The organism is Mesorhizobium sp. W050 (assembly GCF_054719535.1).
In genome coordinates, this window is the sequence record NZ_JBTTIH010000001.1 from 1683848 (window position 1) to 1701414 (window position 17567).

The 17567-nt window shown below is 62.5% G+C and carries 18 protein-coding genes; 7 read left to right on the forward strand and 11 right to left on the reverse strand.

Annotated features, from left to right (window positions below):
• Positions 1–70 precede the first annotated feature (70 nt).
• From ACYG9Y_RS08035 to ACYG9Y_RS08060, 6 genes are all read left to right on the forward strand, one after another.
• Positions 71–2632, forward strand: a complete 2562-nt coding sequence (locus ACYG9Y_RS08035; RefSeq protein WP_023688102.1) for a GcvT family protein — start codon at positions 71–73, stop codon at positions 2630–2632.
• 138 nt (positions 2633–2770) lie between these two features.
• Positions 2771–3595, forward strand: coding sequence for a M50 family metallopeptidase (locus ACYG9Y_RS08040; RefSeq protein ID WP_023739098.1), 825 nt, complete (start codon positions 2771–2773; stop codon positions 3593–3595).
• A gap of 94 nt (positions 3596–3689) precedes the next feature.
• Entirely contained in the window at positions 3690–4535 is an 846-nt protein-coding gene (locus ACYG9Y_RS08045) for a DUF1194 domain-containing protein (protein ID WP_023739097.1), read from the forward strand.
• 99 nt (positions 4536–4634) lie between these two features.
• On the forward strand, positions 4635–5585 hold the full coding sequence (locus tag ACYG9Y_RS08050) for an ABC transporter substrate-binding protein (protein ID WP_023688106.1): 951 nt from the start codon (positions 4635–4637) through the stop codon (positions 5583–5585).
• A gap of 91 nt (positions 5586–5676) precedes the next feature.
• On the forward strand, positions 5677–6450 hold the full coding sequence (locus tag ACYG9Y_RS08055) for an ABC transporter permease (protein WP_023688107.1): 774 nt from the start codon (positions 5677–5679) through the stop codon (positions 6448–6450).
• Positions 6447–7244, forward strand: coding sequence for an ABC transporter ATP-binding protein (locus ACYG9Y_RS08060; protein ID WP_023688108.1), 798 nt, complete (start codon positions 6447–6449; stop codon positions 7242–7244). Before ACYG9Y_RS08055 ends, ACYG9Y_RS08060 begins: the two co-directional genes overlap by 4 nt.
• A 13-nt stretch (positions 7245–7257) precedes the next feature.
• On the opposite strand, the gene ACYG9Y_RS08065 is transcribed toward ACYG9Y_RS08060, so the two are convergent.
• The 3 genes from ACYG9Y_RS08065 to ACYG9Y_RS08075 form a co-directional block, all read right to left on the reverse strand.
• The gene (locus tag ACYG9Y_RS08065) at positions 7258–8196 is read right to left on the reverse strand and encodes a GlxA family transcriptional regulator (RefSeq protein ID WP_348524244.1); all 939 of its coding nucleotides are present in this window, start codon (positions 8194–8196) and stop codon (positions 7258–7260) included.
• Positions 8197–8545: 349 nt separating this feature from the next.
• Positions 8546–8680 (reverse strand): hypothetical protein, encoded by a 135-nt coding sequence (locus tag ACYG9Y_RS08070; RefSeq protein WP_023681787.1) that lies wholly within the window; start codon positions 8678–8680, stop codon positions 8546–8548.
• 363 nt (positions 8681–9043) lie between these two features.
• On the reverse strand, positions 9044–9229 hold the full coding sequence (locus ACYG9Y_RS08075) for a hypothetical protein (protein WP_023681786.1): 186 nt from the start codon (positions 9227–9229) through the stop codon (positions 9044–9046).
• A 202-nt stretch (positions 9230–9431) separates the two neighbouring features.
• Between ACYG9Y_RS08075 and ACYG9Y_RS08080 the strand changes: the two genes are divergently transcribed.
• Positions 9432–10331, forward strand: coding sequence for a LysR substrate-binding domain-containing protein (locus ACYG9Y_RS08080; RefSeq protein WP_023670389.1), 900 nt, complete (start codon positions 9432–9434; stop codon positions 10329–10331).
• A gap of 124 nt (positions 10332–10455) precedes the next feature.
• Here the strand turns inward: ACYG9Y_RS08080 and ACYG9Y_RS08085 are convergent, their stop codons facing one another.
• The 8 genes from ACYG9Y_RS08085 to ACYG9Y_RS08120 all read right to left on the reverse strand — a co-directional run bounded on the left by ACYG9Y_RS08085 (position 10456) and on the right by ACYG9Y_RS08120 (position 17544).
• Entirely contained in the window at positions 10456–11421 is a 966-nt protein-coding gene (locus ACYG9Y_RS08085; RefSeq protein WP_023739096.1) for an alpha/beta hydrolase, read from the reverse strand.
• Positions 11422–11672: 251 nt separating this feature from the next.
• Positions 11673–11840, reverse strand: coding sequence for a hypothetical protein (locus ACYG9Y_RS08090; protein WP_196813564.1), 168 nt, complete (start codon positions 11838–11840; stop codon positions 11673–11675).
• Positions 11841–12026: 186 nt separating this feature from the next.
• Entirely contained in the window at positions 12027–14096 is a 2070-nt protein-coding gene (locus tag ACYG9Y_RS08095) for an ASKHA domain-containing protein (RefSeq protein WP_023739095.1), read from the reverse strand.
• A gap of 7 nt (positions 14097–14103) precedes the next feature.
• Positions 14104–14454 (reverse strand): hypothetical protein, encoded by a 351-nt coding sequence (locus ACYG9Y_RS08100; RefSeq protein WP_460221750.1) that lies wholly within the window; start codon positions 14452–14454, stop codon positions 14104–14106.
• 22 nt (positions 14455–14476) lie between these two features.
• Positions 14477–15457: a methyltetrahydrofolate cobalamin methyltransferase gene (locus ACYG9Y_RS08105; RefSeq protein WP_023739093.1), complete on the reverse strand. Its 981-nt coding sequence runs from the start codon at positions 15455–15457 to the stop codon at positions 14477–14479.
• An 80-nt stretch (positions 15458–15537) separates the two neighbouring features.
• Entirely contained in the window at positions 15538–16629 is a 1092-nt protein-coding gene (locus ACYG9Y_RS08110) for a methylenetetrahydrofolate reductase (RefSeq protein WP_460223110.1), read from the reverse strand.
• Entirely contained in the window at positions 16626–17249 is a 624-nt protein-coding gene (locus ACYG9Y_RS08115) for a methylenetetrahydrofolate reductase C-terminal domain-containing protein (RefSeq protein ID WP_023739092.1), read from the reverse strand. Before ACYG9Y_RS08115 ends, ACYG9Y_RS08110 begins: the two co-directional genes overlap by 4 nt.
• Positions 17242–17544 (reverse strand): virulence factor, encoded by a 303-nt coding sequence (locus ACYG9Y_RS08120; protein ID WP_023670397.1) that lies wholly within the window; start codon positions 17542–17544, stop codon positions 17242–17244. The genes ACYG9Y_RS08115 and ACYG9Y_RS08120 overlap by 8 nt, the downstream gene beginning before the upstream one ends.
• Between the last annotated feature and the right edge of the window lie 23 nt (positions 17545–17567).

The window sequence follows — 17567 nt, forward strand, 5'->3', positions numbered from 1 at the left end:
GTCCTCTGCATATTGTGCGCCATTCGAACGGGCGCGGACACGCCCGCTTTATCCCCTTGGAGTCGCGGCAATGGCAGAGTTTCCGAAACAGGCGAAGGTCGTCATCGTCGGCCTGGGTGGCATTGTCGGCGCGTCGATCGCCCATCATCTGATCGAACGCGGCTGGACCGACATTGTCGGCATCGACAAATCGGGCATCCCGACCGACATCGGCTCGACGGCGCATGCCTCGGACTTCTGCTACACCACCAGCCATGATTTCCTGTCGTGCTGGACGACGCTCTACTCGATCGATTTCTACGAAAAGATGGGCCATTATGCCCGCATCGGCGGCCTCGAGGTGGCGCGCGTCGGCGACGACAGCCGCATGGACGAGATCAAGCGCAAGATCGCCTCGGCCAAATCCTTCGGCACCCGCGCCCGGCTGATCGAACCGGCCGAGATCAAGGAAAAATTCCCGCTGATCGAAGAGTCCATGGTGCAGGGTGGCCTTTGGGATCCCGATGCCGGCCTGGTCATCCCGCGCTCGCAGACCGTCGCCGGCAAGCTGGTCGACCAGGCGGAAGCGTCCGGCAAGTTGAAGTCGTTCGCCAACACGCCGGCCAAATCCCTCATTGTCGAGGAAGGCCGCATCAAGGGCGTCGTCACCGACCGCGGCACGATCATGGCCGACTATGTCATCGTCTGCGCCGGCATCTGGGGCCGGCTGATCGCCGAAATGGTCGGCGAAGACCTGCCGGTCATGCCGATCGACCATCCGCTGACCTTCTTCGGGCCTTACAACGAGTTCGCCGGCACCGGCAAGGAGATCGGCTGGCCGCTGCTGCGCGACCAAGGCAATTCGGCCTATATGCGCGACACCGGCGATCCCAAGACTGCCGAGGGCGGCCAGATCGAATGGGGTTACTACGAAGAGACCAATCCGCGTCTTTGCCATCCGCGCGATTTGCTGGAAAAGGATCAGGCGCGGCTGTCGCCGTCGCAGCGCGATCTCGACATGGAGCAGATCCTGGCGCCGCTTGAGCGCGCCATGGAACTGACGCCGATCCTGGGCGAACTCGGCTACAATGAAAGCCATTCCTTCAACGGCCTGTTGCAGGTGACCGCCGATGGCGGCCCGTCCATGGGCGAGAGCCAGAAGGTGAGGGGCCTCTGGTACGCCGTCGCCATCTGGGTCAAGGACGGCCCCGGCATGGGCAAGCTGATCGCCGACTGGATGACGGACGGCCGCACGGAAATCGACCATCACGCCATCGACTATGCGCGCTTCTATCCGCACCAGACGAAAGAGCAGTTCATCTGGGATCGCTGCACCGAGACGGCGATGAAGGTCTACAATCCAGCGGTGCATCCGCGCGAGCCGTTCTCCAAAGGCCGCAACATCCGCCGCTCGCCGTTCTGGGAGCGCGAGAAGGAGCTTGGCGGTTACTTCATGGAGCTGGGCGGTTGGGAGCGCGCGCATGGCTATGCCGCCAACGAGCATCTGCTGGAGAAGTATGGCAACCGGGTTCCCATACGTGAGAACGAGTGGGACAATCGCCATTTCTGGCGGGTGTCCAATGCCGAGCACCTGGCGATGAGCGAGGATTGCGGCATCGTCAACCTCTCGCATTTCTCGATGTACGACATCGAAGGGCCGGATCATGTCGCGCTGCTGGAGTGGCTGTGCGCGGCCAAGATTGGTGGCGACAACAACATCGGCAAGGGTATCTACACCCACTTCCTCGACGAGGAAGGCATGGTGCGCGCCGACTTCACCGTCATCCGCATGGCCGACCGCTGCCGTCTGATCGACGGCGCCGACGCCGGTCCGCGCGACTTCCGCTACATGCAGCGCACCGCGCAGGACAAAGGCTTTGACGTCACCATCACCGACGTGACGGAAAAATACGTCACCATCGGCATCTGGGGACCGAACGCGCGGGCGACGCTGCAGAAAGTGGTCGAAAATCCGGATGGTCTCTCGCTCGAGAACTTCCCCTTCGCGGCGATCAAGCCGGTCAGGATCGGCGGCAAGGACGTCACCGCCTTCCGCATCTCTTATGTCGGCGAGCAGGGCTGGGAACTGCATATGCGCTACGAGGACGGCCTGGCCGTTTGGGACGCGCTGCGCTCGACCGGCGTCATGCCGTTCGGCGTCGAGACCTATGCCAACACGCGGCGCATGGAAAAGAGCCTGCGCCTGCAGAACGCCGACCTTCTGACCGAGTACAATCTGCTTGAGGCCGACCTTGCCCGACCGAAGGTCAAGGAGAACGATTTCTGCGGCAAGGCCAAACATGTCGAATACCGCGCCCGCGAACACCAGCCGGCGATCCTGTGCACGCTGGTGATGACGGAAAACGTCGATTCGAAGGGTGTTGCCCGCTATCCCGTCGGCACCATGCCGGTGATGGATCCGAAGACCGGCGAAACCCTTGTCGACGAACTCGGCCGCCGCTCCTTCACCACGTCGATGGCCTATGGCCCGACCATCGGCAAGAACATCGGCCTCGCCTATCTGCCCTGGGCCCACGCCCAGGAGGGCCGCAAGTTTGCCATCGAATATTTCGGCGAGACCTACCCGGTCGAGGTGGCTGCCGTCGGCTACAAGCCGCTCTACGATCCGGAGAATTTGAAACCGCGGAGTTGAGCGCCGTCGATTTCTCGGCAGCACCGCTCATATTGGTGTGACGCAAAACGAACAGATGAAAGCCCGGCTCCTTGCCGGGCTTTTCTCTTTGTAAGCTGGCAATTCTCGCCTACCGTCGCTTCGGGCGGAGTGAAGCACTTGCGGCGATTTGGCTGGGACAGGAAGAGCGATGCGCTGGTGTTCAGCGTGAATGGGAACATCCCCGTTCTCGTCAGCTGGACCTTTGCCATCCCGGTTGTCCTGCCCTTTCTGCACGAGTGGTCGACGCGTCCCAAAACCGCGCTGATCCACACATCGATCTTTGCCGCACTGTTTTTCGTATCGGTGTTCCTGCACGAACTGGCGCACACATGGGTTGCCCACCGGCAAGGGATCGGCACCAACAGGATTGAGCTTTATCTGTTTGGCGGGGTTGCCTACTTCAAGCGCGGCGCCACGTCGTCCTATGGTTGGGCGTGGATTGCGTTTGCCGGACCCCTGACCAACATCCTGTTGGCGGCGTTTTTCGCTGCTTCCTATTATCTGATCGCCAAACCTTTGGCGCCTGTCGAATCGGACAGCTTGTTCAGTGCGCCGCCTCCAATGCCGATGACTTATCTTGCGTGGACGCTATGGATCGGCGCCATGTTGAATGGGGTACTCGCCGTCCTCAACATTCTACCGGCATACCCTCTGGATGGTGGGGTGATCGCGCGGCATCTGCTTGCGCGGCGCTTCGGCGAGGGGCGGGCGGCGCGTATCGTCGGGTTCTGCGGTGTCGTGCTGTCGGTATTGCGTTTCGCCGTGATCCTGCCCGCCGCGATAGCAGGCATCCTGTTGTGGCTGCCGCCATCATTCAAGCCGAACTGGAGGGCGCTTCGTGGCATCGGCAGAAAGAAGTCCCGTCCAAACCCGGAAGCGGCGAAGGCCGGAGCCGACGACGTGGAATGGCGCGGCAAAGGTGGGCGACCCATCAACAAATGAGGCCGAACCGCGCCGCCGTTTCGGGGTTAGATGTAGAAGCCCTCAGTCCCGGCTTTTTGCTTTGTCAGCAGCCGGTTTTCGCTTACCTTCGGGTATGTCTGCTTTTTCTTGCGCACGACATTTCCTTTCAGGCAGCGCCGCGCTGGCGCTGGGGCTCTGGCTGGTGCCGCCGGTTCAAGCCGCCGAGCCGGTCGACGTCGAGCTGGTGCTGGCCGTCGACGTGTCGCTGTCGATGTCGCCGGGCGAACTCGAAATCCAGCGTCGCGGCTATGCTGCTGCGCTGACGCACGACAATGTTCTGCAGGCCATCGCCGATGGCGCCTACGGCAAGGTCGCCGTCACCTATGTCGAATGGGCGGGTGCGACCACGCAGCAGGTCGTCGTGCCGTGGACGGTGATCGCCAGCCGGGCCGATGCCGAGCGGGTGGCCGCGCAGCTTTCCGCCCATCCGCCGGCCAGCGCCCGGCGCACCTCGATTTCCGGCGCGCTGGAATTCGGCAGCGATCTGTTCGCCGAAAGCGGTTTTCAGGGGACAAAGCGCGTCATCGATATTTCCGGCGACGGGCCCAACAACCAGGGCGCGCCCGTCGACATCACCCGCGACGCGGTGGTCAAGCAAGGCATCATCATCAACGGCCTGCCGCTGATGACGCGCGGCGGGTTCGGCGGCGCCTATGACGTCAACAATCTCGACCGCTACTACAGCGACTGCGTCATCGGCGGTCCCGGCTCCTTCATGATCCCGGTCAATGACTGGACGCAGTTTCCCGAAGCCATCCGCCGCAAGCTGGTGCTGGAGCTGGCCGGCGCCGCTTCGCCGCAACGGGCGCGCGAGGAGGCCGGGCATCCGCCGGTGGTGCTGGCGCAGGACCGGCCGACCGACTGCCAGGTCGGCGAAAAGATGTGGCGCGACCGCAGCTGGATGTTCGATGCGCGTTAGCGTTCGCATCATCACGCTGCCGTGAAGGGCCGGTTTCATTGACAAGCCCATGGGCGTCTGTGACACAATTCGGCATCCGAAAAAACAAGGGGAACCGACATGAACAAGACCATCGTCGCTGCCGCGGTATTGGCGCTTGCGGCTGCAATATCCGTGCCGGCCGAGGCTGCCACATCGGTCACCATCGGCATCAGCGGATGGACCGGCTTTGCGCCGCTGACGCTCGCCAAGCAGGCCGGCATCTTCGAGAAGCATGGCCTCGACGTGACCCTGAAGAAGGTGCCGCAGGCCAGCCGGCCGCTCGCCATCGCCAGCGGCGATCTGCAATGCGCCGCCACCACGGTCGAGACCTGGCTGGTGTGGAACGCCAGCGGCGTCACCACCAAGCAGATCTTCCAGCTCGACAAATCCTATGGCGCCGACGGCATTGTCGTGCGCAACGACATCAAGACCGTCGCCGACCTCAAGGGCAAGAATGTCGCGTCCTCGGCGCCGGGCACGTCGCCCTATTTCATGCTGGCCTGGGTGCTGAACAAGAACGGCCTGTCGACCAAGGATGTGACCGTCGTCAACCTGGAACCGGATGCGGCGGCGCAAGCCTTCCTCGCCGGCCAGAACGATGCGGCGGTCACCTATGAGCCGTTCATCTCGGCGGTGCGCGACAAGTCCGATCAGGGCCACATATTGGCGACCACGCTCGACTACCCGATGGTGCTCGACACGGTCGGCTGCACGCCTGAATTCCTCACCGCCAATCCCGACGCCGCCAAGGCGCTGGCCGACAGCTATTTCGAAGCGCTCGACCTGATCAAGAGCGATCCGCAGAGATCCTACGAGATCATGGGCGCCGACGTGAAGCAGTCTGCGAAAGAATTCGAGGATTCGGCGAAATACCTGAAATGGGCCGACAAGGCGGAGAACAAGCAGTTCTTCACCAAGGAATTCCAGGACTTTTCCAAGACCGCCGGCGAGCTTCTGCTGCAGATGGGGTTGATCAAGGAAGCGCCAGACGTTGCCACGCTGGCCGACACCAGCGCGGTGGCGAACTGACAGGCCTCGCCTTTGACCATTGTGCGGCGGCGCCTAGGGCCGTCGCTCTCTCCTGGACAAGTGATGATTTGACGATGCGGACGATCTGAAGATGCGCCCCTTGCATCCGGTGTCGCCGGGCATTCGAACCGTGCTTGGCATTTCCTTCTTCGTGCTGTTCGTCGCCTTCTGGGCGTGGATCACGCTTGGCGGCCACGTCAACCGCATCTTCCTCGCCGACCCGCTGTCGATGCTGCGGGATGGTTGGCGGCTGCTGGTCGAGGACCGCTTCTGGCTCGACATATTGATCACCATCTGGCGGGTCTTCGGCGGGTTCCTGCTGGCGTCGATCGTCGCCGTGCCGATCGGCATCGCCATGGGCGCCTGGAAACCAATAGAGGCGTTTCTGGAGCCGTTCGTCTCCTTCGCCCGCTACCTCCCGGCTTCGGCCTTCATTCCGCTGCTCATCCTGTGGGCCGGCATTGGCGAGCTGGAAAAGCTGCTGGTCATCTTCGTCGGCTCGGTGTTCCAGATCATCCTGATCGTCGCGGTCAAGGTGGGCTCGACGCGGCGCGACCTGGTCGAGGCGGCCTATACGCTGGGCTCGACCAACAGCGGTATCGTCAAACGGGTCATCATGCCGGCCAATGCGCCCGAGATTGCCGAGACGCTGCGGCTGGTGCTCGGCTGGGCCTGGACCTATGTCATCGTCGCCGAGCTGATCGGTTCGTCCTCAGGCATCGGCTACATGATCATCAACAGCCAGTCGCGGCTGGCGACAGGGCAGATCATCTTCGGCATCATCGTCATCGGGCTGATCGGACTGTTGTCCGACTTCGCCTTCAAGGCGTTCAATCGCTGGCTCTTTCCCTGGAGCCTGGCATGAGCAAGTTGCTTATCGAAGGCGTCTCGCGAACCTTCGCCGGCGTGCGCGGCGGGCAGCCGGTCAAGGCGCTGATGCCGGTCGACCTTGCGGTCGCGGCCAACGACTTCATCACCATTCTGGGGCCGTCCGGCTGCGGGAAGTCGACGCTGCTCAGGATCGTTGCCGGCCTGGAAGCGCCGAGCGAAGGCCGTGTGCTGCTTGACGGCAAGGCGGTGACGCGGCCGGGACCGGATCGCGGCATGGTGTTCCAGTCCTACACGCTGTTTCCGTGGCTGACGGTGGCGCAGAATATCGCCTTCGGCCTGCGCGAACGCAGCATGGCCGAAAAGGAGCGAGACGGGATCGTCGCTTCCTATGTCGACCTCGTCGGGCTGAAGGGCTTCGAGAACCATTGGCCAAAGCAGCTGTCCGGCGGCATGCAGCAGCGCACGGCGATCGCCCGGGCGCTGGCCAACGATCCCGAAATCCTGTTGCTGGACGAGCCGTTCGGTGCGCTCGACAACCAGACGCGCGGACTGATGCAGGAACTGCTGCTCGGCATCTGGGAGCGGCGCAAGAAGACAGTGCTGTTCGTCACCCACGACATCGAGGAGGCGATCTTCATCGCTTCGCGGGTGATCGTGATGAGCGCGCGGCCAGGCCGCATCAAGTCGGATGTCGCCATCGACCTGCCGCATCCACGCCACTACACGCTGAAGACCAGCCCGGAATTCTCAGGCCTGAAGGCGCGGCTGACCGAGGATATCCGCGTCGAGGCGATGCGCACAGTACAGGCGCAGCCCGCCGAAGCCTGAGTGCGTTTTCGGATCAGGCCGCCAGCAATTGCTTGCGGTCGACGCGCTCCTGCTGCGGCGAGCGGGCATAGAGCTCGCGGTAGCATTTGGAGAAATGCGACGCCGAGACGAAGCCGCAGGCGACCGCTACCTCGACCACCGGCATCGACGACTGAATCAGCAGGTGCCGGGCGCGGTCGAGGCGGATTTCCAAGTAGTAGCGGGCAGGGGATCTGCCCATCTCGGTGCGGAACAGGCGCTCGATCTGGCGGCGCGACAGGTCGACATGGTCGGCGATCTCGATCAGCGACAGCGGTTCGGAGAGATTGCCTTCCATCAGTTCGATGATGGTCAGCACCTTGGAATTCTGGACGCCCAGGCGCGCGCGCAGCGGCAGGCGCTGGCGGTCGGTCGGGCTGCGCACGCGGTCGGTCAACACCTGCTCGCAGACGCGGTTGACCAGATTGTCGTCGAAATCGTCGCCGATCAGCTTCAGCATCATGTCGAGGGCGGCGGTGCCGCCGGCGCAGGTGTAGATGTTCTGGTCGATCTCGAAGAGGTCGGCAAAGACATTGGCCTTCGGAAAAGCCTCGGAAAAGCCCGGCAGGTTTTCCCAATGGATGGCGCAGCGCTTGTTGGAGAGCAGGCCCGCGGCGGCAAGGATATGCGCGCCGGTGCACAGGCCACCGACGGCGACGCCTCTGTTATATTCCTCGCGCAGCCAGGCGAAGGCAGACCTGTTCTGGTAGCGCTCGACATTCATGCCGCTGCAGACGATGGCCATGTTCGGCCGATCCGGTCCGGCCATCTTCTTGCGCTCTTCCTCGAGCGAGGTGTTGACGGCGCATTCGACGCCGTTGGAGGCGCGCACCGGCTTGCCGTCGATGCTGGCCAAGCGCCAGCGATAGGCCTCATAGCCAAGCATGCGGTTGGCCGAGCGCAGCGGGTCGAGCGCCGTCGCAAAGGCGATCATGGTGAAGTCCGGGACAAGGAAGAATACAAACGATCGCTTGATCGGATGCTTTACGGCGTTCAAGGGAACCTCACGCAGCCATGGCGCGAACAGGATGTCGCGAACAGCACAGCGACATCAGGAAAAACCATTCCTGTCAATTGGCTAGGGGGCTAAGCGGAAACTATATTTGCGACATGGGTCGCAAATGAGCAATCGTCCGGGATGACAGGCACGGGCTGCCGACGGATTGGGCATGGTTGCGGCGGCATAGGTGCCAAAAACGAGAAACGCCGCTTCGGTCAAGCCGAAGCGGCGCTGTTATCGACTATCGGCAGCGGCAGGGAAGCGCTGAGCGCTAGCCGTTATCTCAGGCAACGAAACCGAGGCGCACCGCATTCATGGCACCGGTCTGGCCGGGCATGGTATTGGCAAGGCGCTGGCGCTCGAGAGCGGTCGTCAGGTTCATTTCGCGGCGGGCAAAGAGGCGGGCAAAAAGCTTCATCATCATCTCCTATCGGTTGCTCAGACGGGTCGCCTTCGCTTGATGGAGTGGGGCAGCTCGTTTGCTGACGGTGATATAGGCCTGCGTGAGCAGAAACTAAATCGCAAATGCGAAGCGCTTGAATGGAAATGCGACATCGTTTGCGACATTATTGGGCATGGTGCCCAAAATTTACGATTACTTACAGTGTGTTACCGGCGACATTGAGGCGCCATGCAAGTGACGCATATGCGCCATGCAGCGGCGACACGGCTCTGAAAATCATTTGAGTGCAAATAAGTTGGAGAAAGCCTGCAGGGCGAATAGAGAAGGCCTGCCGGGCTGGTCTGCGCGGCAGGCCTTCAGCACAAGGTACACAATGGTTTACTTTGCTCCAGCCCAGGATCCGACGCCGTGGCGTGCACCGGTCTTGGTGTCGGCAGCTTCAGGCCAGCCGATATCCTTCTGCAGTTCGATCGGCAGCGAGCGGATCGCACGTTCGGTCTGGAAGCGGGCGCGGGCCGCGCTCAATTCGGTCGCAAGCCGACCGATGGATGACAGGATAGACATTTCATTCTCCTTTGGTTGTGGCACGTCCCGCATGAACGCGTTCCGTCGCCTGGATATTCCGCATCGAGTGCAATTCCGTGTCAGGAGCGTTGGAGCCATGGCACGTTCTGCCTTCGATGGAGTTGACTATCCTCCCAATCTGATGTTCAATCAAACGAAATTGAATGATGCTTCACATCAGAAAAATTGAAGGTCGATCCCGATGAACGCCCCACTCAATCATCCGCTGCCGCTGCTCGATCTCGACGTTTTGCGCACCTTCGTGGCCATTGCAGAGACCGGCAGTTTCACCACGGCGGCCAATGCGGTGTTCCGCACGCCGTCGGCGGTCTCCATGCAGATCAAGAAGCTCGAGGACATTCTCGGGCGCTCTGTTTTCGCGCGGGATGCGCGCTCGGTGACGCTGACCACGGATGGCGAGATGCTGCTCGGTTATGCCCGCCGGCTGTTGTCGATCAACCGCGAGGTGGTGTCGAAGTTCATCATCCCCGAGATCGTCGGCGTGGTGCGGCTCGGCTCGCCGGACGACTATGGCGAGCGCGTGTTGCCGCATGTGCTGAAGCGTTTCGCGCAGTCGCATCCGTCGATTGCCGTCGACGTCACCATCGACCAGAGCAGCAATCTGCGCCGCCGCATGGACGACCGGGCGCTCGACATCACGCTGCTGACCAATTCCTACAAGACCAGCGCACTCGGCGCCGAGGTGCTGCTCACCGAGCCGATCGTCTGGGCCGGCGCCAAGGGCGGCAGCGCGCATCTGCGCGAGCCTTTGCCGGTGTCGCTGTGGGAAGAGGGCTGCGCCTGGCGGGCCGGCGCGCTCGATGCGCTGAGCCGTGAAGGCCGCAATTACCGCATCGCCTATATGAGCGCCCACACGGCAGGCCAGCGCGCCGCCATCATGTCGGATCTCGCGGTTGCACCGTTGCCGAAGTCGTTCCTGGGCAACGACATGGTCGAGCTTTGCCCGAAGGACGGCATGCCCGATATCGGCACCTACAATCTGGCGATGGTGGTGTCGCCGGACGCCAGCGCGCCGGTCAAGGCCGTCGCCGACCATATCCGTGCGACGTTCGAGCTTTTCCGCGAAACCGGCAAGTTCTAGAGCGGTTCACCGTTTCACGGAAACGGCGAGCCGCTCTAACTCCTTGTTTTGACTCAATTCCCAAGGGAAAGCGCTACACGCTTTCCCGGGAAAACCGTTTTACACTTTTCCTGGAATTGCTCTGCTATTCCGCTGCTTGGGCGGGGCGCGCCGCGAGAGCGGGTCGCGCCGTGCGCCGCGCAGTTGCGCGCCGCCTGGTGGGCTCACCTTCAAGGAAGGCGACGATGCTGTCCCTGGCGCGACGCGCCTCCGGCATCTCGATCAGCGGCCAGACGTGGAACATGCCTTCCTCATAGACGACGTCGATATCGACGCCGGCAGCGCGTGCCTTTTTGGCGAAGATCAGATTGTCGGGGCTGAGCAGGTCGTGCGAGCCGGTCAGAAGCAGGGTCTGCGGCAGGACCGAGAGGTCGCCATAGAGCGGACTGATATGCCAGTCCCTGCGATCGATGCCGGCACTGTACATGCGGATCGCTTCCAGCCCGCCGGAAATGCCGAGCCACGGATCGTTGCGTTCCGCCTCGAACACTTCGGGGTTGGACAGCGACATGTCGAGGCCGGGTGAAATCAGCACGTGGCGCGACGGCAAGGGCAGGCCTTCCTCAGCCGCCATCATGGTCAGCACGACGGCCATGTTGCCGCCCGCGGAATCGCCCATGAAGACGATGTCTTCAGCGTCGGTCTCATCCAGCATCTGCCGGTAGACGTCGCCGACCATGCCGAACATGGCGTGGAAATCATGCTCCGGCGCGATGGGATAGATCGGCACGGTGATGCCGAAACCCAAGCGCTCGGCCACCTCGGCGATCAACCCCCAATGATAGGATGTGATCTGGAAGACATAGGCGCCGCCATGCATGTAGAGGATGCGCCTGCGTTCGCCGGCCTTCGGCGCGATTTCATAGACAGGGAAGCCATCGACGCTGCGCTCGGTGATATCGAGCTGCTCCCGCAGCAATGCCGGGGGATGATGATCCTCGGTCTTGCGGGCATAGGCGATCCAGCGCTGCAGGTTTTCCGGGCTGGCAAATGCCTTCTTGCGGCTGTGCCGGAGGATGAAGGAAACGAGGTGGCTTTTGAAACTGGGCATTCGCGTACACAAGCTCGGCCGCAGCCGACTAAGAGAATTCCCCCACTGTCTCGAAGATCGTACCTCCAGCCGAAATGTCAAGATTCTGGCCCAAGCCAACACGGTTGTTTGATCAGCCAGGTCCGCTGTTTTGCGCAGCGCGGCTCAGCGCCGGGGCAGCAGCGCGGCGCGCAGCTTGATGTCGGTCGCAGCCGGGACCATGCGGCGGCCCCGGCGCTTGGTCAGCAATTTGCACTTGTCGGCGAAGGTCATCAGCGGCCCGAGCCCAGGATCAGACGCGACAGGTTGGTCTGGGCGTCGATGCGCGGCGACACGGGCCAGCCGATGTCCTTCTGGATTTCGGGTGGCAGGTTGTTCATGGCGCGCACGGCCTGTGCATTCTTCATGGCCGCACGAAAACGGCCCAGGGTCTCGAACATCTCTATTCTCCTTTGGAGCGTTGTGGCGGCGGAATAGTCCGGTCCGCCATTCGATGTCCGTTAAATGCTTCACGTCTGTATCGGACGGATTGCGCCAAAACAGCGTTTCGGTTTCCAGATCGGTGCGATCTGGAAACATTTGCATACAAATGAAATTGGGCGAATTGGCGGCCTTCGTAAGGCGGCTTATTCCCGGCTGCGCCTGGCGGCATGGCCTTCGCGCGAACGCCGGCGCGGGGCGGCGTCGCCGGCGACGCCATCCTCGCTGACGGTCTTGCGTGGCGGCAATTTCACCGCCGCCGACAGTTTCGGGAACGGATCGACCTTGTTGGGAAGCGCCATCGCGTAGACGAAATGCTCCTGGAATTTCGGCTCCAGAGCGGTCTCGATCTTCTCGATGTGGCTGACCGTGTCCTCGATCTCGCGGCGATAGCCACGATTGAGCAGCGCCATCCGCGCACCGGCGCCGGCGGCGTTGCCGACGGCCGAGACCTTGTCGAGGTCGCAATCCGGGATCAGGCCGAGCACCATGGCGTATTTCGGATCGATGAACGAGCCGAACGCGCCGGCGAAATGGATGCGGTCGACGTGTTCGGTGTTCTGCTTTTCCATCAGAAGCTTGGTGCCGGCATAGAGCGCCGCCTTTGCAAGCTGGATGGCGCGCACGTCGGTCTGGGTGATGGTGATCTTGGGTTCGCCTTCCTTCAAGACATAAGAGAAGGTGCGGCCGTTGACCGTGACGCGCGGCGACCGCTCGGCCAGCGACCCGTCGATCACTCCATCCTCGGAGATGATGCCGGCGAGGTACATTTCGGCCACGATCTCGATGATGCCGGAGCCGCAAATGCCGGTGACGCCGGTCGCCTGCACGCTGTCGAGGAAGCCGGGATCGTCGGACCAGAGTTCAGAGCCGATGACGCGGTATTTCGGCTCCAGCGTATCGGGGTCGATGCGCACGCGTTCGATGGCGCCGGGGGCAGCGCGCTGGCCGCCGGAGATTTCCGCGCCCTCGAAGGCGGGACCGGTGGGCGAGGAGGCTGCGACCACCCGCTTGCGGTTGCCAAGCACGATCTCGGCATTGGTGCCGACGTCGACGATCAGCATCATCTCGTCCTGACGATGCGGGCCTTCCGACAGCGTCACGGCTGCGGCGTCGGCGCCGACATGGCCGGCAATGCAAGGCAGCATATAGAGGCGGGCGCCCTGGTTGAGCTTCAGGCCGATATCGGCGGCCTTGATGCGCACCGCGCCCGAGACGGCGAGTGCGAAGGGCGCGCCGCCGAGTTCGGTCGGATCGATGCCGAGGAACAGATGGTGCATGATCGGATTGCCGACAAAGACGGAATCCAGGATGTCGTTGCGCTGGACATTGCCTTCCGCGCAGACCTTGTCGACCAGGCCCGAGATCGCCTCGCGCACGGCGACCGTCATGCCTTCGCGGCCGTCCGGGTTCATCATCACATAGGAGACGCGGCTCATCAGATCCTCGCCGAAGCGGATCTGCGGGTTGGAGGTGCCTGACGAAGCGGCGACGCGGCCCGACAGCAACGACACCAGATGCATGGCGATGGTGGTCGAGCCGATGTCGCAGGCCAGTCCATAGGCCTCGTTCTTGAGGCCGGGCCAGAGTGCTATGACGCGGGCGATGTCGCTTTCGGCATCCTTGTGGATGGCCGCGGTCGCGGTCCAGTTACCCTTGCGCAGTATGCCTTGCACCTGCGGCATCAGGTAGAAGTCGAATTCGAGGTTTTTAAAGCCCCAATCCTTCATCAAGGCGATCTTGAGGCGGTCGAGATCGCCCAGCGGCTTGTGCATGTCGGGCTCTTCGATCTCGACATAGCACATGCGGATCGCCGAATCGCGGGCGATGACGCGCGTGTCGGCATCCTTGCGGATGGTCTGGGCGTTGATGACCGTGTCCTGCGGCACGTCGATGACGAGGTCGCCGCGAATCTGCGCCGAGCAGGACAGGCGCCGCCGCTCGGGCAGGCCGCGGACGCGCTCATAGCGCTCTTCCTTGGCGCCCTTGGGCGAGATGTGGTCGTTGGACGAGACGATCTTGTGCTTGGCGAAATTGCCTTCCTGCACTTCGATCTGGCAGCGACCGCAGGTGGCGCGGCCACCGCAGACGCTCTCGACATAGACGCCGAGCTGACGCGCGGCATCGAGCACCGGTGTGCCGACGGGAAACCGCCCGCGCTTGCCTGACGGCATGAACAGCACGAGCGGATCAGTAATGTTTGCAGGCGAGTTCATATTTTCATTACTCGACTAAGCCGGCACTGGGAAAAGATTTCACATATGCGAGGCTTGCCAGATAGGAAGCGATGAGCGGCAGCGGATACCATCGCAGCCAAAACATGGAGAAATTGTCCAGTCTTTGCCGGTCCAATGTCCTTGCGGGAATTGCCCCGAGCAGAAGTGGAAATGCGATCAGGACAAACATTAGAAAGGCAGTGGCGTAGATACACAGAACAAAATACCGGAGGTATTCATAACTCAGATAGCCGAAGGCATAGGACCCGGCCAAAAGCATAAATACGCTGCAAAAAGCCACTCGCAGAATTACCTGCCAGTTCGGCATTTCAGGCCTTGTGCGGTCTTGATCTGTCAAGAAAACCGTGTCCTGTCTCGCTCTATCCCCTGGCCATGCGGGCTTCACGGCCGCCGCGACGGCGACCGCCATTGCCATTGCCGCCGCCTTCGCCCGGAGCGTTAACCGCGGTGGGCGCTGCGACCGCCTGACCGCCTTCGGCCGGCTTGTAGTCCTTGTAGGTCCTGATCCAGTTGGTGCAGTTCTCGTCGGTGCCGTTGAGCACATTGGCGCCGCGCACGGCTTCCATTTCCTGCGGGCGCACCGGGTTCATGATCGCCGAGGTCATGCCGGCGCCGATCACCATCGGGATGAAGGCGGCGTTGATGCCGTGGCGGTGCGGCAGGCCGAACGAGATGTTGGACAGGCCGCAGGTGGTGTTGACCTTGAGCTCTTCACGCAGGCGGCGCAACAGCGCGAAGACCTGGCGGCCGGCATCGCCCAGCGCGCCGATCGGCATCACCAGTGGGTCGACGACGACGTCATGCGCGGGAATGCCGAAATCGGCGCAGCGCTGCACGATCTTTTTGGCGACGGCAAAGCGCACATCCGGATCCATCGAAATGCCGGTCTCGTCGTTGGAGATCGCGACGACCGGAACATTGTACTTCTTGACCAGCGGCAGGATGGCTTCGAGCTTTTCCTCTTCGCCGGTCACGGAGTTGACCAGCGGGCGGCCCTTGGCGACCCTGAGCGCTGCCTCGATGGCGGCGGTGACCGACGAGTCGATCGACAGCGGCAGGTCGACCAGGCCCTGGACGATCTCCAGCGTCTGCACCAGCAGGCCGGGTTCGGTTTCGTTCGGATTAACGGAGGTGACGCCGGCATTGACGTCGAGCATGGTGGCGCCGCAGGCGGCCTGTTCCAGCGCATCCTTGATGACTGTCTCGAAATTGCCGGCGATCATCTCGGCGGCCAGCTTCTTGCGGCCGGTCGGGTTGATGCGCTCGCCGATGACGCAGAAAGGCTGGTCGAAGCCGATGATGATCTCTCGTGTCGCCGAGGCGACGATGGTCCGGGTCATGAAGTCTCTCCGCCTGATATAAAGATTTCTTTATATCGTTGTCTGGTTTCATTCAAGCGAATGGCTGGCCGTCCGCGCTGTCAGTGCGCGGTCTTCACCATATCCACCTGCGTTTCGGTAATGTCGTCGTGCAGTATGCTCTCGAGCCGGTCGGCGACCATCTGATCGTCGTGGCGGATCTCACGTTTCCATGGCTGGCGGCCTTTCAGCACACCCAATTCATCGACGATCTCGGCGACATATTCCTCCTGGCGGTAGGCCATCACATGGATGCCGGAGACACCAGGAATTTCCTTCACCTCGTTGATGATGTCGGTGCAGAGCTGCTTGCCTTCCTTCTTCTGGTCCTGCGCACCTTCCAGCCGCTTGATGATGGCATCGGGAATATGGATGCCGGGCACGTTGGAGCGGATCCATTTGGCCGTCTTGGCCGAAGCCAGCGGGCCGACGCCGCACAGGATGAAAACTTTTTCCGTATGCCCCAAGTCCCGCGCCCTCTGCATGAAGGTTCTGAACATCGGCACGTCGAAGCAGTATTGCGTCTGCACGAACTGCGCGCCGGCGGCGATCTTTTTGCCGAGATGGATCGGGCGGAAATCGAAGGGTGGCGCGAAGGGGTTGACGGCGGCGCCGAGGAAAATTTGCGGCGGCGTCGTCAACTTGCGGCCGGACAGGAACTTGCCGTTGTCGCGCATAATGCGGCAGGTTTCCAGCAACGACATGGAATCGAGGTCGAAGACAGGCTTGGCGCCGGGCTGGTCGCCGGCCTGGACGCCGTCGCCGGTGAGGCACAGCATGTTGGCGACCCCCATGGCGGCACCGCCCAGCACGTCGCCCTGGATGGCGATGCGGTTCCTGTCGCGGCAGGCGATCTGCATGATCGGCGCGTAGCCCATGCGGGTGAGCAGCGCGCAAATGCCGACCGACGACATGTGGCAGTTGGCGCCGGAGGCATCGACGGCATTGATGGCGTCGACCCAGCCGTCGAAGATTTTCGCCCTGTTGTAGACGTCTTCGGGATCGGCGCTGTCGGGCGGGTTGAGCTCGGTGGTGACGGCGAATTCGCCGCGCCTCAGCACGCGCTCCAGCCGGCCACGTGAGGAGTGGCCGGGCAGGGGATCGAGCGGCAGATGGATGCCGGCCGGGTTTTCATCGCGCTGGCGGCCGATCACGCGGCCGCTCCAGTCTTGGCTTTGGCCGCTGCTTCACGGGCCGCTGCCGACTGGGCCGTCACCCGCAGCCAGGCCGAGGTTTCGCGCAGCGACTGGTCGACCGGCTTCTGCACGGTCAGGATCCTGTCGCCATGCTCCATGTTCCGCGAGCCTTCCCAGGCCTTAACCCAGACGCAAGGCATATCGGGCTCGACCTCGCAATTGCCGTTGGCGCGCACACCGCCGCAAGGGCCGTTGCGCAGCTGCTTGGGGCAGTTCATCGGGCACGACATGCCGGTCGAGGACAGGATGCACTGGCCGCACATGCGGCAGTCGAACATGAAGCCCTTGACGCGCCTTTCGACAAACTTGATCGGCGCCTCGACGCGCCCATAGCCGAGGCCTTTCCAAAGCGGATGAAGAAGCAGGAACATGTCGGCGAACCTGGAGTAGAACCATTCGAGCAATCGCGAGTGCCGAATGGACCACAGCCTGATGGCAAACGACCGCTGCACGCGCCGCTGCGGCGACACGTCGGCCGGCTTGTAGTCGGATTTCGGCGCTGCTTTCTTGACCTGAGTGGCCTGGGTAACCGGCTGGGTAACCCTTGGCCCCTCTTTGGCAGGAGTGGTTTCAGACATTTTCTTTCCCGCCCGCCTTGACCAGAGCGACCAGCCGCTCGCGGTCGTATTTCGCGTCGATGTCGCTGAATGCCTTCTCGACCTCGGCTTCGAGGTCGTCGCCGACCGGGATCGGATCGGCCTTGCGCCATTCGGCGAGGTAATCGTCGGTGCCGCCGGCGCCGGTGCGCATGGCGCACATATCGATCGCCTCGGTGAAGCGCAGCGGCAGTTCGCGCTTGGCGTTCTGCCGGCCCTTCTTGACGATGACCTGGGCGGGGATGTCGCGCCAATAGACGACAATCAGATCGGCCATGAATTCTCTCACTCCCTGTAGAG

Bases quoted from the DNA above. Each gene is read 5' to 3' on its own strand.
- ACYG9Y_RS08120 (WP_023670397.1), bottom strand. From the start codon at position 17,544: ATGGCCGATCTGATTGTCGTCTATTGGCGCGACATCCCCGCCCAGGTC.
- ACYG9Y_RS08055 (WP_023688107.1), top strand. From the start codon at position 5,677: ATGCGCCCCTTGCATCCGGTGTCGCCGGGCATTCGAACCGTGCTTGGC.
- ACYG9Y_RS08060 (WP_023688108.1), top strand. From the start codon at position 6,447: ATGAGCAAGTTGCTTATCGAAGGCGTCTCGCGAACCTTCGCCGGCGTG.
- ACYG9Y_RS08035 (WP_023688102.1), top strand. From the start codon at position 71: ATGGCAGAGTTTCCGAAACAGGCGAAGGTCGTCATCGTCGGCCTGGGT.
- ACYG9Y_RS08085 (WP_023739096.1), bottom strand. From the start codon at position 11,421: ATGCCCAGTTTCAAAAGCCACCTCGTTTCCTTCATCCTCCGGCACAGC.
- ACYG9Y_RS08065 (WP_348524244.1), bottom strand. From the start codon at position 8,196: ATGATCGCCTTTGCGACGGCGCTCGACCCGCTGCGCTCGGCCAACCGC.
- ACYG9Y_RS08105 (WP_023739093.1), bottom strand. From the start codon at position 15,457: ATGACCCGGACCATCGTCGCCTCGGCGACACGAGAGATCATCATCGGC.
- ACYG9Y_RS08070 (WP_023681787.1), bottom strand. From the start codon at position 8,680: ATGAAGCTTTTTGCCCGCCTCTTTGCCCGCCGCGAAATGAACCTGACG.
- ACYG9Y_RS08075 (WP_023681786.1), bottom strand. From the start codon at position 9,229: ATGTCTATCCTGTCATCCATCGGTCGGCTTGCGACCGAATTGAGCGCG.
- ACYG9Y_RS08050 (WP_023688106.1), top strand. From the start codon at position 4,635: ATGAACAAGACCATCGTCGCTGCCGCGGTATTGGCGCTTGCGGCTGCA.
- ACYG9Y_RS08080 (WP_023670389.1), top strand. From the start codon at position 9,432: ATGAACGCCCCACTCAATCATCCGCTGCCGCTGCTCGATCTCGACGTT.
- ACYG9Y_RS08095 (WP_023739095.1), bottom strand. From the start codon at position 14,096: ATGAACTCGCCTGCAAACATTACTGATCCGCTCGTGCTGTTCATGCCG.
- ACYG9Y_RS08115 (WP_023739092.1), bottom strand. From the start codon at position 17,249: ATGTCTGAAACCACTCCTGCCAAAGAGGGGCCAAGGGTTACCCAGCCG.
- ACYG9Y_RS08045 (WP_023739097.1), top strand. From the start codon at position 3,690: ATGTCTGCTTTTTCTTGCGCACGACATTTCCTTTCAGGCAGCGCCGCG.
- ACYG9Y_RS08090 (WP_196813564.1), bottom strand. From the start codon at position 11,840: ATGTTCGAGACCCTGGGCCGTTTTCGTGCGGCCATGAAGAATGCACAG.